General features: G+C 36.7%; 12 protein-coding genes. 6 read left to right on the top strand and 6 right to left on the bottom strand.

The annotated features are described in order from the left end of the window. Window positions 1–42: 42 nt before the first annotated feature. From VBZ51_RS17950 to VBZ51_RS17960, 3 genes are read left to right on the top strand one after another with little or no spacing between them, the layout of a single operon-like run. The gene (locus VBZ51_RS17950; protein ID WP_416577829.1) at window positions 43–1,425 is read left to right on the top strand and encodes a sensor histidine kinase; all 1,383 of its coding nucleotides are present in this window, start codon (window positions 43–45) and stop codon (window positions 1,423–1,425) included. After that, entirely contained in the window at window positions 1,415–2,527 is a 1,113-nt protein-coding gene (locus VBZ51_RS17955) for a Gfo/Idh/MocA family protein (protein WP_416577830.1), read from the top strand. Before VBZ51_RS17950 ends, VBZ51_RS17955 begins: the two co-directional genes overlap by 11 nt. A gap of 10 nt (window positions 2,528–2,537) precedes the next feature. Continuing rightward, window positions 2,538–2,765 (top strand): putative signal transducing protein, encoded by a 228-nt coding sequence (locus tag VBZ51_RS17960; protein ID WP_099192539.1) that lies wholly within the window; start codon window positions 2,538–2,540, stop codon window positions 2,763–2,765. A gap of 42 nt (window positions 2,766–2,807) precedes the next feature. On the opposite strand, the gene VBZ51_RS17965 is transcribed toward VBZ51_RS17960, so the two are convergent. After that, window positions 2,808–3,743: a 3-keto-disaccharide hydrolase gene (locus VBZ51_RS17965; protein ID WP_416577831.1), complete on the bottom strand. Its 936-nt coding sequence runs from the start codon at window positions 3,741–3,743 to the stop codon at window positions 2,808–2,810. 196 nt (window positions 3,744–3,939) lie between these two features. Between VBZ51_RS17965 and VBZ51_RS17970 the strand changes: the two genes are divergently transcribed. Continuing rightward, window positions 3,940–7,371 carry a HEAT repeat domain-containing protein gene (locus VBZ51_RS17970; protein WP_416577832.1) on the top strand — a complete coding sequence of 1,144 codons (3,432 nt, stop codon included), beginning with the start codon at window positions 3,940–3,942 and terminating at the stop codon, window positions 7,369–7,371. Window position 7,372: 1 nt separating this feature from the next. Here VBZ51_RS17970 and VBZ51_RS17975 read toward each other — a convergent pair whose 3' ends face one another. Further along, complete coding sequence (locus tag VBZ51_RS17975) at window positions 7,373–8,314, bottom strand: NAD(P)H-dependent flavin oxidoreductase (RefSeq protein ID WP_416577833.1); 942 nt, start codon at window positions 8,312–8,314, stop codon at window positions 7,373–7,375. Window positions 8,315–8,466: 152 nt separating this feature from the next. After that, entirely contained in the window at window positions 8,467–9,657 is a 1,191-nt protein-coding gene (mnmA, locus tag VBZ51_RS17980) for a tRNA 2-thiouridine(34) synthase MnmA (protein WP_416577834.1), read from the bottom strand. A 304-nt stretch (window positions 9,658–9,961) separates the two neighbouring features. Here mnmA and VBZ51_RS17985 point away from each other — a divergent pair, with 304 nt between their 5' ends. Further along, window positions 9,962–11,509 carry a fasciclin domain-containing protein gene (locus VBZ51_RS17985; RefSeq protein ID WP_416577835.1) on the top strand — a complete coding sequence of 516 codons (1,548 nt, stop codon included), beginning with the start codon at window positions 9,962–9,964 and terminating at the stop codon, window positions 11,507–11,509. Window positions 11,510–11,755: 246 nt separating this feature from the next. Here VBZ51_RS17985 and yidC read toward each other — a convergent pair whose 3' ends face one another. The 3 genes from yidC to VBZ51_RS18000 all read right to left on the bottom strand — a co-directional run bounded on the left by yidC (window position 11,756) and on the right by VBZ51_RS18000 (window position 15,610). Beyond that, window positions 11,756–13,609, bottom strand: a complete 1,854-nt coding sequence (gene yidC / locus VBZ51_RS17990) for a membrane protein insertase YidC (RefSeq protein ID WP_416577836.1) — start codon at window positions 13,607–13,609, stop codon at window positions 11,756–11,758. A gap of 70 nt (window positions 13,610–13,679) precedes the next feature. After that, the gene (locus VBZ51_RS17995) at window positions 13,680–15,317 is read right to left on the bottom strand and encodes a CTP synthase (protein ID WP_071340009.1); all 1,638 of its coding nucleotides are present in this window, start codon (window positions 15,315–15,317) and stop codon (window positions 13,680–13,682) included. A 50-nt stretch (window positions 15,318–15,367) separates the two neighbouring features. Further along, window positions 15,368–15,610, bottom strand: coding sequence for a DUF3820 family protein (locus VBZ51_RS18000; RefSeq protein WP_416577837.1), 243 nt, complete (start codon window positions 15,608–15,610; stop codon window positions 15,368–15,370). 49 nt (window positions 15,611–15,659) lie between these two features. Here VBZ51_RS18000 and VBZ51_RS18005 point away from each other — a divergent pair, with 49 nt between their 5' ends. Further along, on the top strand, window positions 15,660–16,529 hold the full coding sequence (locus VBZ51_RS18005) for a hydroxypyruvate isomerase family protein (RefSeq protein WP_286813482.1): 870 nt from the start codon (window positions 15,660–15,662) through the stop codon (window positions 16,527–16,529). Window positions 16,530–16,549: the final 20 nt, after the last annotated feature.

Consider the following 16,549-nt stretch of genomic DNA (forward strand, 5'->3'; position numbering starts at 1 on the left):
TTTGTTTAGAACTCAAATTGACTACATTAAAATTTAAATCAATTGTCACAGTTAAATACGACATCAAAAACTCATAAAACTAAAAGCAGGGACATTACCGACGAATTTGGTTTAATTACCATCATATCCGCTATTTTTACTTTTTTGGTTTTTATGTACACCTTAATTTTTCATTCGTATATAGAACAAATTCTCGCTCTTATTGTTGCCGTGGTATTTGGCATTGGTTTTATCTTAAATCGATTAGATTACCGACAAGCAACTAGGTTATACATGACACTTTTGCCTCCATTGGTTTTTATGTCGCTTATACTCCTAATTGGTGGCTATTTTGGACAAGGAGTCGCCTTTGCTACCATGGGTTTTCTAGCGTTTATCGGGTATCGTAAAAATCCTAGGTTAAGAAACATCATCATTTTTTTTGATGTACTTGCGTTTATACTGCCTACTATTTATGTTACTATGTATGGTCCAATACTTGGCACCATAGACGTTCCTTTTGATGAAGTGTTTGCATTTTTAGCGAGTTTAGGTTGGCTATCACTAACCTTTAGAATGTACGATCAAAATAAAACTAGGGCTTATACTACAGATTTGGAAAATCATATTGAAGCTTTAAAAGAAAGTGAACTCAACTTAAAAAAGGCACAAGACAACTTAAAGAACCAGAATAAAAAACTAGAGGTATTGAACAATGAATTAAAACTTAAAAATACCCATATAGAAGAATTTACCTTTATAGTTACCCATGACCTTAAAGGACCATTGAACAACATAAATGTTATTGCCAGCGAATTGGAAAAACAACACGCCATTTCTAGTTATGCTAATTTCAGTAGTTATCTTAAACATTTGCAAGGCAGTTCTACCAGACTTACAAACTTAGTAGAAGGTCTCTTAAAATATGCTGAGATTGGAAACTCAAGCGGTATGGAATCTGTAAACGTTACTGTAATATTGCAATCTGTTCTTGATGACCTTTCTGAAAAAATTAAAGAAACCAAGGCTACAATTAAATTTAATGAATTACCAACCCTTATTGCCAGACCAAGCGACATTAGAATGTTATTTCAGAATTTAATTCACAACGCTTTAAAATTTAAATCATCTGCTCAGCATCCAATAATCACCATTACATCTGAGAAAAGAGAGAATGATTATTTGTTCAGCGTTGCAGATAACGGTATAGGAATTCCAAGTGAACAGTCAGAAAAAATATTTAATGCCTTTCACAAATTACACAACCAATCTAAATTTGAAGGCTCAGGTATTGGGCTTTATGGGAGTAAGAAAATTGTAGATCATCATTTAGGTAAAATATGGGTGACTTCCGAAGAAAACAAAGGCAGTACATTTTACTTTACTATAAGTACAAATTTATTGGAACAAAAGCCAACACATGAATTAATTGATAATGTCAACTAACTTTAATTTTAAAAATACACTTCTAGTTTTAACCTTGATTATAACGACCTTGGTCAGTGCTCAAGAACCTCCGTTAAAATTAGGAGTAGCAGGACTAACCCATGGTCACGTTGGATGGATTCTTGGCAGAGGCCAGCAACCGGATATGAACATGGTTGGAATTGTAGAACCCAATCAAGAACTGGCCATAAAACTTTCAAAAGAATTTGGTTTCTCTATGGATATCGTTTTCAGTACCATGGATGAAATGATCAACATGGTCAACCCTGATGCAGTTGCAGCTTTTGGCAACATTAAAGATCATTTAAAAGTAGTGAAAGCATGTGCCCCAAAAGGAATTCATGTTATGGTAGAAAAACCATTGGCAACTACCTATGATGATGCGAAGGAAATTAAAAGACTCGCAGACACATATAATATTCGGGTATTGACCAATTATGAAACTTCATGGTACAAAACCAATGTCAAAGCTATTGACCTATACCAACAAGGAGAAATTGGTGAATTAAGAAAAGTAATTATTAGAGATGGGCATAAGGGACCTAAAAACATTGGCGTCTCAAGTGAATTTTTAGAATGGTTAACGGACCCCAATTTAAACGGTGGCGGTGCTATAACAGATTTTGGTTGCTATGGCGCCAATTTAATGACATGGATTACTAAGGGTAAAAGACCAAAAAGCATTACTGCCGTAACTCAGCAACTACAAAAAGAAAACAACCCGAATGTTGATGACGATGCAACTATTATATTAACTTATGAGAATGAAATGGCCATTTTAGAACCTTCTTGGAACTGGCCAATTGGCAGAAAAGATATGGAACTTTATGGCACTAAAGGTGCTATCTACTCTGACAATCCTACCCAATTAAGAATAAGACTTTCTAAGGGCTATAGCGATTATACCGAAGAAACATTTCTTTTGGGAGAGCGAGAAGAGCCTTACAATGACCCTTTCGCCGTTTTTGCTGCAGTTATTAATGGCACACTTCAATTAGAACCGTACAATGTATACTCTTTAGAAAACAATATGATAACTATGGAAATTCTTGAATCTGCCATCAAGAGTGCTAAAAGCGGAAAAACAATTCTTTTAAATTAAAAAAAAACAAATGGACACAGACTATATAAAAGTATTTGGCGGTAATAAAATAGAAGCGCAACGTATAAAACTAACTTTAGAAGACAACAATATCAAGGCCGTAATCAAAGACGAAACCGAATCTGCTAGGTTAGCGGGTTTTGGCAGTCCTTTGCCCGAACTTATTGAGGTGTTTGTTCACAAAGATGAGGAAGAGAAATCGCTTGCTTTAATAACTACGCTCAATAAAAAAGCATAAAAAAAGCCTCTAAAATAGAGGCTTTTATCCTTATACCTTAAGTTAACCTTTGCTCAATGGCGTAATTTCTAGTTTTCTAAATTCTACAGGCCCGTGATCGCCTTGAATCATTATAGGTCCGGCCTCTGATTCATTATTATCTAAAGCTCCACCTGTCATAGCGTCTATATTCTGATTAGAGATAATAGTTTTTCCGTTGGCAACTATGGTTACTCTTCTACCTATCAATGTAATATCGTAGGTTTGCCACTCGCCCGCTTTCTTAGCGGCATTTTCGTTTGGGGTCAACAATCCGTAGATTCCACCAAAATAAATTGAAGATGGTTCCAACCCAATGTTATCAGCAATTTGCACTTCATAACGCCCTCTTAAATAAAGTCCGCTATTACTATTTTCAGGATATCTAAATTCTGCATGCAATTTAAAATCCTTGAATTTTTCTTCCGAGACTAAATTGACTCCAGGTTTTGCACTGGTCAATATACCATCTAACACCGCCCATTGATTGCCCGGTTTCATCATCCAACCATTTAAGTTCTTTCCATTAAAAAGTTTTATGGTCTTCCCTTCTTTTGCATTTTCATAGTATGGTAATTTTGGCGATTTTGTTGCTGTCCAATTATATGTTTTACCATCTGCATATATCATGGTTCCTTCTAGCCCTTCTCCTACTATTTTTCCTTCAAATTCCATATTGGCAGCTCCTGGTTCCCATTGTGGAGGTATTTCAAAAGAAAATAATTCTCCGTGCTTTTCTATTTCGGCTACAGGTCTTGCACTACCAAAAGCATATGTAAATCTTCCGATCAATGTATTGGTACCCGAGTGCCTAATTTCTAACCACGATGGTAGCTTCTCTCCTTCTTGATCAATTGTCAAATTCCATTTTCCCTCTAAAGGATGACCTTCTTGCGCTTGTGCACATGTTAAACCGATTGCCATCAGAAAAACAAATACAGCTGTTTTAATAGTATTCATATCATTGTTAGTTTAATAAGTAATCAAATATAGCAGAACTTTTAGTTACAGTTTCACCACATTAATTTAAATGTCGTTTATATTTCAAATTGATAAATCTATATCATATATGGTTAATAACTTAACAACTATTTAATTTCTTTCTTGATTATCTCCATTATTCGCTACATTTAAGTTTCAATTCAACCAAACAACAATGACATTCTTTAAAAAATTCCTTTTGGGGGTAATCTTCCTATTATTTTTTTCTATTTCATGCATCAATAAAAAGCCTGTTGAAATTCCGTTAACCATTCAACAAGATAGTACCGAGCTTATTGAAATGGCTAAATTAGCTCGAGAAACCATTACTGCTGAAGTTGCAGACGGACTAGAACTAAGTCTTTGGGCTTCAGATTCCTTAGCTCCAGACCCCATTGCACTTGATATTGACAATGAAGGCAATGTATACATTACACGTACTAACAGAGCCAAAAACTCAGAATTTGATATTCGCGGACATAGAGATTGGATGACAGAATCCATCTCCCTAGAATCTGTAGAAGATAGAAGAGCTTTTCTTCATAAAACTTTTGCTCCTGAACTTAGTAAAGAAAATGAATGGTTACCTGACCTTAATAATGATAGCATTCATGACTGGCAAGATCTTGCCGTTGAACAAGATGAAATTTGGATGTTACAAGATACCGATAATGATGGTATTGCAGATATTTCTACCCAGATCATGAACGATTTTAGCGATGAAATCAATGATGTGGCAGGCGCACTCTTAGTACGTGATAACGATGTTTTTGTTGGTATTGGTCCAGGTATGTATCGTTTAACAGATACTAATGACGATAAAATTTTAGACGAAAAAACGAGTATTGCAGAAGGCTTTGCCGTACATATAGGATTTAGCGGTCACGGTATGTCTGGTGCCATAGAAGGTCCAGATGGTAAAATATATTGGGGCATTGGTGATATTGGTGCAAATATAACTACCGTTGAGGGCGAAAACCATAAGTACCCAAATGAAGGGGTAATTGTAAGAAGTAACCCAGATGGTAGCAATTTTGAGGTTTTTGCTCACGGTCTGCGCAATACACATGAGTTTGTTTTTGATGCCTACGGAAATATTATTTCTTCCGACAACGACGGTGACCATAAGGGAGAAAGTGAACGCCTGGTTCATATCGTAGAAGGTTCAGATGCTGGGTGGAGAGCCAATTGGCAGTATGGAAAATATACGGACCCAAAGAACAATGGTTATAACGTTTGGATGGAAGAAAAACTCTTTACCCCACGTTGGGATGATCAAGCCGCGTATATCATACCTCCTATTCAGAATTTTCATAACGGACCTACCGGAATGAGATATAACCCTGGCACCGCTTTGGGCAAAAAGTGGATGGACAAATTTTTCTTAGTAGAATTTGTAGGTGACCCCAGCAGATCACATATTTGGTCTTTTGATCTAAAACCGAAAGGTGCCTCTTTTGAACTGAAGAGTGAAGAATCTATCTTATCCGGAGTATTGCCTACAGGTATTGATTTTGGTCCAGATGGCGCATTATACCTTGCCGATTGGGTTAATGGTTGGGGAACCAAAAATTACGGAAGAGTATGGAAATTAGACGTTACGGACCAAACCAATGATCTTGAACAAGAAAGGTTAGAAACACAACGGTTAATGACCCATAATTATGAAGATGACAAAACTGATAATCTTATAAAACTACTCTCATATGATGATATGAGAATTCGGCAAAAAGCACAATTTGAACTTGCAAAAAGAACTTTTTGGGGATACAGAGCTTTAGAAAAGGCTTTAACTGAAGAAGAAAACCAATTTGCACGTATTCACGCCATATGGGGTATTGGACAAATAGCGTCAAAAGATGTTGATGATGCCGAACCTTTATTAAATCTATTAAGTGACGAAGATGCTGAAATTGTTGCGCAAAGTGCAAAAGTTCTTGGTGATGTAAGGTACGGGAAAGCTGCCGATAGTTTAATAGCATTGACCACCCACCAGAACGATCGGGTTAAGTTCTATGCTGCCCAAGCATTAGGGAGGTTGAAACATGAAAACGCCATTGAACCAATTTTGGCAATGATCGAAGCAAATAATGATCAAGATCTTTACCTAAGACATGCTGCCGTTTTGGCTCTTGCAAGAATAGGGAAAGCAGAACCAATTGTAGCGCTTGCCAATAACGAGAACAGAAGTTTGCGTATTGCAGCAGTTCTTGTCTTGAGAAAATTACAAGACCCTAAAATTTCAATATTCTTATCTGACGAAGATGAATATATAGTAACAGAAGCCGCTCGTGCCATAAACGACGATCTTTCTATAGAGGCTGCATTGCCGGCATTGGCGGCTACCCTTAATAATGAGAAATTCACCTCAGAACCATTATTAAGAAGAGCGATCAATGCAGCTTTACGCGTTGGTGGTGATGAACAACTAGATTTCCTTATCAATTTTGCAAAGCGAAAAAGTGTTTCTAGTGATTTACGTGGCGAGGCTCTTGCCGCCTTGGGAACTTGGAACAATCCTTCTCTCTTAGACCGTGTAGATGGTAGATATAGAGGAGAAATAATTAGGCAAAACGGTCAACTAGAAGAGAAGATTAGAAAAGATATCCCTTCATTTTTAAATGAACGCCAACCTGAAATTTTAATCGGTATTTCAAAGACATTGAGTGCAGTGGGTATTACCGATTATAACAATGAGTTATACGCTATCTTTAAATCGAACAAATCTGCAGAGGTACGTGCTACAGTATTGAACACTTTAGGGCAATTAAAATTCGAACAAATGGAAACTGCCATGTCCATTGGTATGAAAGACAGCAATGAAGAAGTAAGAACAGCAGCCGTAGGTCTTTTGGCGCAATTAAATATACCTAAAGAAAAACTTCCTAGCATTGTAGACCCTATTTTTAAAAGAGGCTCTATATCTGAACAACAGAGAATGTTAAATGTTTTAGGTGACCTACCTGTAGAGAATAGTAATGCATTACTATCTAGCCTAATTAATAAAGCCAGTAAAGACCAACTTAAACAGGGTATATTATTAGATTTAATGGAATCTGTAAACGCAACCGAAAACCCAAAATTAATAGCTCAATTAGACAAACTTAAGGAGGCTGGATATTCTGCCGATTCTTTTCAAGAAACGCTATATGGTGGAAATTGGTGGGCCGGTAGATCGGTATTCAACAATAATCCCACGGCACAATGTGTACGTTGCCACTCAGTAAATGGCTCTGGTGGAGAGGTTGGACCAAAATTGGACAATATTGGCAATATCCTGAACAGACAACAATTGCTAGAAGCGCTTATAGAACCTAGTATACGTTTGGCACCGGGCTATGGCACCGTAACCATTACGTTGAAAGACGGACAAAAAGTAAAGGGTGTTCTTATTGAGGAAAATGACAAAGAATTACTACTAAGAACTTCTGAAGCGGAGCCTTTAAGAGTCCCTTTAATGAGAATTGCCAGTAGAGAGAATTCCATGTCTGCAATGCCTGCAATGGGTAGAATGATTTCAAGAAGAGAACTTCGTGATCTTATTGAATACCTTGGATCTTTGAGAAACAAAAAGCGGGTGATCGAAGGGGAAGATAAAGAAGTTTAATCTATAGAGAGGAAAGTTCTGCTTTCCTCTCATTATACTCTTTCATCAGCGCTTTAACAATTTCATCAGCTGGTTTTATGTCATGTATTAAAGCCGATACCTGACCAATCTCTAGCTCACCATCTTCTAAATCGCCTAAGAACATACCTTTTTTGGCACGCCCCCTTCCTAAAAGGGTTTTTAGTTCTTCAATATTTGCTCCTGTAGCATAGGCTTTTTGTACATCATTATAGAACTTGTTCTTTACTAGTCTAACAGGGGCAAGCTCCTTTAACGTCAAATGGGTATCGCCTTCTTTGGCTTTAACCACAACTTCTTTAAAGTTCATATGGTTAGATGCTTCTTCACTTGCCACAAACCTACTACCAACCTGCACAGCATCTGCACCTAAGACCATTGCCGCTAACATTCCTTTCCCAGTTGCTATACCACCAGCGGCTATTAGGGGAATATGAATTTTCTCTTTAACCGCCGGAATTAAAACCATAGTTGTTGTTTCATCACGACCATTATGTCCACCTGCCTCAAAACCTTCTGCTACAATGGCATCTACTCCCGCATCCTGTGCCTTTAAAGCAAACTTTAAACTACTGACCACATGTACAACCGTGATGCCTTTTTCTTTTAAAAAGCGTGTCCACGTTTTTGGGTTTCCCGCGGATGTAAATACTATCTTGACGTTTTCCTCAACAATAATATCCATCAATTTATCAATATCAGGATATAACATCGGTATATTCACTCCAAAAGGTTTTGAAGTCGCTTTTTTACATTTTTGAATATGCTCGCGTAAAACACCTGGATACATACTACCGGCACCAATAACTCCCAAACCACCAGCATTGGACACCGCACTGGCTAATCGCCATCCGCTGGTCCAAATCATACCTCCTTGAATTATTGGAAATTCTATTTTGAAAAGTTCAGAAATTCTATTTTGCATGAGCTAGGTAAATTTCCCTGGAAAACCCCAAAGAATTATATTGAATAGTTACTATAATTTTCAACGCAAGCATTTATTCTCCCTAATACCTACTATGGAATAATATGTTACAGTTTTGATTATTATTAATCCTCCTATAACCCCATATAAATTTAAGAAATAACCCCAGATCCTATAAGGTCATCTTCTAAATACCAGGCTACGAACTGACCTTCGGTAATGGCAGATTGCATTTCCTTAAAATCTACGTACATACCACCTTCTACTTTATATATGGTAGCTTCCTGTAGTTCTTGTCGGTATCTTATACGTGCTTTCACCTCTAACTTCTCATCCATTTTCAAAGCCAAATCTTCACGAACCCAATGTATTTCTTCATCCTTTACAAACAAAGTTCTTCTATACAAACCTGGGTGTGCCTTACCTTGACCTGTATAAATGATATTCTCATTAACATCAGTATCGATTACGAATAAAGGCTCTTTTGTTCCACCAACATGCAAGCCTTTACGTTGCCCTTTGGTAAAATAATGTGCCCCTTGGTGCTCACCTACTACTTTACCATCATTTAAATGATATACCGGTTTCTCCGCATAGTAGGCTAACTCTGATTCTTTATCATCAAAACTTGGCGCTATTTGTGCATAAGCATCTAACCCGGCAGGAACCTCAACAATTTTACCGGTCTTAGGTTTTAATTGTTGCTGTAAAAATTCAGGCAATCTTACTTTACCAATAAAACATAAACCCTGAGAATCTTTTTTATCAGCGGTGATCAAATTCATTTTTCCGGCAATTTCCCTCACCTGTGGCTTGGTCAACTCCCCTATTGGAAATAAGGTTTTAGATAATTGCTCTTGCGATAATTGACATAAAAAGTAAGACTGATCTTTATTACCATCTTTCCCTGCCAATAACTGATAGGTTTCCGTACCGTCTGTATTTTTGATAGTGCCTTTTCTACAGTAATGACCCGTAGCTACATAATCTGCCCCAAGCTGCATCGCTATTTTCATAAAGACATCAAATTTGATCTCCCTATTACATAACACATCAGGGTTTGGGGTTCTCCCCATTTCATATTCCCTGAACATGTAGTCAACTATACGTTCTTTATATTCAGCACTTAAATCAACCGTTTGAAATGGAATACCCAACTTCTCTGCAACGATCAAGGCATCGTTACTATCTTCTAACCACGGACATTCTTCTGATATCGTCACCGAATCATCATGCCAATTCTTCATAAACAGGCCAATAACGTCATAACCTTGCTCTTTTAAAAGGTATGCCGCCACGCTTGAATCTACTCCTCCAGAAAGTCCTATTACTACTTTTTTCATCTCTTCATCTTGGTCGCAACAAAATTACAAAATTTCAATTCAAAGTCTATTTATTTAAAAATACACATACTCTTTATTCACTGCCTACAATCTTAATAAAAAGAAGAGCTCAGATCAACTACGTACTAACAGCTAATTTTATTGAGTTAAAAATATTTTGTTAAACTTTTTTAAAAATTGTTTAAACAAAATGTAACTATCGTATTTTTAGCATTGTAGATGTTTTACTACCATATATGTATTTTATAGCCATTAATGTTAAACATCTTACATATTCAATTGAACAATCCTTAAAAACACAGTTATGAAAAAAATGTTACGATTACGAAATTTTTTACTAGTACTCACCATTTCCATAGTTACATGGTCATGTAGTGATGATGATGACGGTGTAACACCTATGACACCAAACGAAATGAACATTGTAGAGACAGCTCAGGCGGAAGATGCGCTTACCTCATTAGTTTCTGCCCTTACAACTGCTGACAACTCAGAGGGCACTGATTTAGTAGGCACATTAAGCGGCGACGGTCCATTTACCGTTTTTGCACCAACTAATGATGCCTTTACCGAACTATTGAACCAATTAGATGATTTTGATACTTTGGCAGATTTTGATACGGACGAAGAGAGAGCGATCTTAACTTCAATATTAACGTACCATGTAGTTGCAGGTGTTGCAGCTAGTTCTTCTGATTTATCTAACGGTATGATGGTGACTACAGTACAAGGTGAAGATTTAACCATTAATATTGATGGTGATGTTTTCATCGATGACGCCACTGAAATTGATGCTAAAGTAGTTATTGCAGATGTAGAGGCCAGTAACGGAGTGGTTCACGTTATTGATAAAGTATTATTACCACAAGCAATTATAGATGCATTGAACGGAGAGGAAATGCCTGAAGAAAATGGAACATTGGTAGATATTGTTATAGCTACCGAACCTTTATCCCTTTTAGAGGCAGCGGTAATTAAGGCTGATTTAGCCGCTACTTTGAGTTCTGATGGACCATTTACCGTATTTGCACCTACAGATGATGCCTTTGTAGCATTGTTAGAGGTTTTAGGCGACGATTATAATAGCATTGATGATTTTGACACAGATGAAGAAATTGACTTATTAAAAAATATTTTATTATTTCACGTTATTGCCGCTGAAGTAAAATCTACAGATTTAGCTGCAGGACAGGTTGCAACGGCGTTTGAAAACAACAGCGTTGAAATAATTTCTTCTGGGGATACATTCGTGATCGGTGATGCTTCCGATACCAACGCAAATATTACCGCAGTAGATATTATGGCATCTAACGGTGTTGCACATACTATTGATAAAGTATTATTACCACAAGCGGCAATAGACTTTGTTATGAGCTTACAATTGAAAACCATTGTTGATACTGCAGTAGCTACAGACGACCTAAGCTTATTGGTTGATGCTCTGGTGCAAGCAGATGCTGGTTTGGTAGAAACCTTAAGTGGTGACGGTCCATTTACCGTTTTTGCACCAACTAATGATGCCTTTGTAGCCTTATTGGATGCTTTAGGTGAAAATTATAATAGTATTGCTGATTTTGATACCGAAGCCGAAAAAGAATTATTGACTACTATTTTAACTTTTCACGTAGTTTCTGGAACAGCTGCTTTTTCTACGGATTTAAGTGACGGCCAAACTATTGCAACCGTACAAGGTGAAAATGTAGGTATTAACATTAAAGATGGTACCGTTCATGTAGAGGATGCAAGCGAGGATAATGCATCAGTTATTATTGCCGATGTTGAAGCTAGCAACGGTGTTGTACACGTTATTAACAAGGTCCTTTTACCACAAGCAGCGATAGATGCATTGTAATAAGCTAGCGCTATTCACCAAATTTAAAAACCTTCCTATATAGGAAGGTTTTTTTATGCCATAAAATGACTAACATCAGTACAGACTATTTTAACATACAATAAGCCACCCTTTACAACTAACTTTTTATTGAACTTAAATTTAATTACATCTTTACCATCCCAAATCTTACCAAACCAACTCTATTTAATGGCAAAAGCCCTTTCAAATTTGAAAGGGCTTTTCATTTTATATAGAACATTAAAATTAGTTCTTCTTTTGCGCTTCTGCTTGTTCCATCATCTCGCGCATTTTCTTTTGGAATTTGTTTTCCTTTTTAGGTTTCTTCTTATTCTCCTGTATCTGGGCATGAATTTTGTCATTATCAAGTATAAAATTCTTAATGACCAGCATAATACCAATAGTAATCAAGTTAGAAACGAAGTAGTACAAACTCAATCCACTTGCATAGTTGTTAAAGAAAAACAACATCATAAATGGCATTAAGTACATGATAAATTTCATGTTAGGCATACCTGGTTGAGTTGGCATATTCTGTCCTGTAGTCATCATCATATAAAAGAAAATAGCTATAGATGCCAAAATAGGAAACAGACTCACGTGATCACCGTAAAATGGAATGGAGAATCCTTCTGGGAATTGATAAATAGTATCAAAAGAAGAAAGGTCATCTGCCCATAAAAATGATTTTTGACGTAATGCGAACGATGTTGGGAAAAACATGAAAAGTGCATAGAATATCGGCATTTGAATAACCGCTGGTATACAACCGCTCATGGGGCTTACCCCTGCCTTACCATAAAGCTTCATGGTTTCTTGTTGCTTTTTCATGGCATTATCCTTGTATTTCTCGCCAAGCTCAGTAATTTCAGGTTTCAACACCTTCATTTTTGCTTGTGACAAGTAGGATTTATATGTTACAGGCGACATTGCCAAACGTACCAATATCGTCATGATCACAATTGCTATACCATAAGGAAAATACGTGCTTAAAAGACCGTAGAATGGTGTAAACACATAACGATTGATCATACCGAAAATACCCCACCCAAAAGGAATGGAATCATCTAGACCCAAATCTTCATACTTTGAAAGGGTATCTACATCTGTTGGACCAAAATACCAATGTAAATCTTTAGAAATTTCTCCGCCTTCCAAGTCCACAGGTAACGCAGATGCATATTCTTTTGTAAAACCAAAGGTTCTACTTTCTTCCTCTACCAAGTTAACCGAAGTCAAATCTCCATTTTTAAATGGTACATCTGCTGCTAATATACTTGAGAAAAAGTGTTGACGGTAAGAAATCCATTTTATATCCTCTTCGGTTTCCTCATCATCACTTCCTTCAGATAACTTGCTAATTTTACCATCTTCATGATTATAGGTTAAACGCGTATACCTATTTTCATATTGAATACTTTTTGAGTGACGAATACCTTTTAACTTCCAATCTAACGTTACAGGTTTACTTGTACTAATGACGTTATCCAATCCTTTGGATTTAATCATAAAATCAACCAAATAATCATTTGGTTTCATGACATACCTATACTCCAAATATTGATTGTTTGAAGTCTTTGCTTTCAACGACAAAACTTGATTGCCATTATCATTTGACATTGATGGCTCAAAATACAAATCTGCCGTATTCAACACCCTGTTGTCAGATGTAGAGAAATCTAATGCGAAAGAAGCGTTACCATCTTTTACCAAATAAACCGGTACAGAATCATAAGTAACGTACTGTTTCATTTTCGCCTCTACGATCTGCCCACCTTTATTACTGATTTTCAACAAAAGAACATCATTCTCCAAGGTGGTAATATCATTAGATGGTTTTGTAAACCCAAATGCACCTAATTTACCTTGGTAATTGGCAACTGCTGTAGAATCTTGTAAATCTAACTGTAGTTCATTGTTACTTACAGTCTCTGTTTCTAAATTTTCCGATGCCTTCGCAGCTTCTACTTGCTCTTGTTTTGCCTTTTCTGCCGCCAACTCTTCAGGAGTAGGTCTGTTTTGGTAAAACATGAAGATGAGTATTCCAAAAATAAGCACAAAGCCTATGATGGATTGTACATCAAATTTCTTTTCTTCCATGTGGTGTTTCTAATTAATTGGGTCTATTTTGAATTTTTTAAGATTGCAAATATATGCCCAAATATGAAGTTTATGCCAATGTGGCATTACTTTGTGCCTTTTTATGGTCTAAAGCTGCCTTTACCAAACCTACAAATAATGGATGCGGATTGGCAACCGTACTTTTGTATTCTGGGTGATATTGCACACCTATAAACCATGGATGATCTTTTAACTCCACAATTTCAACCAAATTGGTCTCCTTGTTAAAACCAGTTGCTAAAAGTCCGGCATTTTCCAATTGCTCTAAATATGCATTATTAAATTCATATCTATGACGGTGACGTTCAGATATTTGAGAAGCACCTTCATACATTTTCTTCACTAAGCTCCCGTCTTTTAAATCACAATCCCAAGCACCTAAACGCATTGTACCTCCTTTATCGGTTACAGTTTTTTGCTCTTCCATAATACTAATAACCGGATCAGGAGTGTTCTCATCCATCTCGGTTGAATTTGCATCGGCAAGTTTTAAAACATTGCGTGCATATTCTATGACCGCCATTTGCATACCTAAACAAATACCTAAAAACGGTATTTGCATTACGCGAGCAAATTCAACAGCCTTTACCTTACCTTCTATACCTCGCTCACCAAAACCAGGTGCTACTAAAATAGCATCTAATCCTTTTAGCTTGTTTTTGTAATTATCTTCGGTTATATATTCAGAATGAACCGATTTTACATTCACCTTAACCTCATTTGATGCTCCAGCGTGTATAAATGCCTCTAAAATTGATTTATAAGAATCTTGTAACTCAACATACTTACCAACCAAACCAATAGTAACCTCGTTCTTAGGGTTTTTATGCCTTACCAAAAATTCATTCCAACGGGTAAGATCCGGCTCTACGGTATTTGGCAATGCCAACTTCTGCAATGTTACGGTATCTAAACCTTCTTCTTGCATTAACAAAGGCACATCATAAATTGTAGATGCATCAATACTTTGTATTACCGCTTCGCGCTTGACATTGCAGAAAAGTGCTAACTTATCCTTTATTTCATTAGAAATCTCATGTTCTGTTCTACATACCAAAATATCGGCTTTAATACCGCTTTCCATTAAAGTCTTAACAGAGTGCTGTGTTGGCTTTGTCTTTAACTCGCCAGCTGCAGATAAAAAAGGTACCAAGGTTAAATGTATTACTATGGCATTATCATCACCCAACTCCCAAAGTAACTGTCTAACCGCTTCTATGTATGGTAACGATTCTATATCACCTACAGTACCACCAATTTCTGTAATTACAATATCGTAATCGCCACTATTGCCTAGCAACTGCACACGTTCTTTTATCTCATTGGTTATATGCGGAACTACCTGTACGGTCTTACCTAAAAATTCTCCTCTACGTTCTTTTTCAATTACGCTTTGGTAAATTCTACCTGTAGTAACATTGTTTGCCTGTGAGGTACGTACGTTTAAGAAACGCTCGTAGTGACCCAAATCCAAGTCGGTCTCCGCACCATCATCAGTTACATAACACTCGCCATGCTCATAAGGGTTTAAGGTTCCTGGATCTACATTAATGTAAGGATCTAGTTTTTGAATTGTAGTCTTGTATCCGCGAGATTGCAGTAATTTCGCCAAAGATGCAGCAATAATGCCCTTTCCTAACGAAGAAGTAACGCCTCCCGTAACGAAGATGTATTTGGTTTGTGCCATGTATCGAATTCTATGTTACGGGAGACAAAGTTACAAATTGAGGATAGAACTTAACGGGTTTCCTTAGGAAAATGTTTTTGTATTTTTCGAATTACCGATTCTAAGCTGTTTGTTTTGATTTCTAGCATAGATCGCAACAAATCTCCCAATTTACCATCAGGAAACCCATTTTGTTGAAACCACACCAAATAGGGTTCTGGTAAATCTACCAAGTACCTGCCCTTATATTTACCAAATGGCATCCTATAATGTGCCAGCTCTATTAATTTTTCCTTATCGGGAATTATTTCCATTATTAAATGTAAAAAAATTATCTTTAAAAAATCAACATCTCAAAACAACATGAAAAGAAGAAATTTTATTGGAACCTCAGCGGCCGCCTCTGTTGGTTTCTTAACTACATCTGCCGCAATGGCAAACAACACCAAACCTGACATTAAGGCTAAATTAAAATACAATATAAACCATAGTGTTTGTTATTGGTGTTACGGCAGTATTCCTTTTGAAGATTTTCTTAAAAGCTTAGTGGAACTTGACATTAGATCGATCGATCTAGTTGGGCCAGAAGAATTTCCTCTTCTAAAAAAATACAATATTCATGCATCTATGTGCTGGGGAGCAGGTATGGGTATTGAAAAAGGTTTTAACGACCTTTCTTTACACGATGAACTTATTGCCGATTACGAACGCGTAATTCCCCTTGTTGCTGAAGCTGGCTACACCAACTTAATTTGTTTTAGCGGTAACAGAAACGGAATGGACGACCTTGTAGGTTTGCGCAATTGTGCAACTGGATTAAAGAGGTTAATGCCTTTGGCAGAAAAACATGGTGTTGTTCTTCAAATGGAATTATTGAACAGTAAAGTAAACCACAAAGATTATATGTGCGACAATTCCGAATGGGGCGTTTCTCTTTGTGAGGCTATTGGATCTGAACATTTTAAACTTCTATATGATATTTACCATATGCAAATAATGGAGGGCGATATTATAAGAAATATTGAAAACTACCATCAATATTATGGTCATTACCATACAGGAGGTAACCCTGGCAGACATGAAATAGATGAAACCCAAGAAATTTTCTATCCTGCAGTCATGAAAGCTATTTTGAAAACAGGTTATAAGGGTCATGTTGCACAAGAGTTTGTACCTAGTTGGGAAAATAAATTAGATGCCTTAAAGCAAGGTGTCACTATTTGCGACATATAAAACCACTCATATCCAAAAAA

It is taken from the genome of Maribacter sp. HS, assembly GCF_048059195.1.
GTDB classification, from domain to species: Bacteria; Bacteroidota; Bacteroidia; order Flavobacteriales; family Flavobacteriaceae; genus Maribacter; species Maribacter dokdonensis.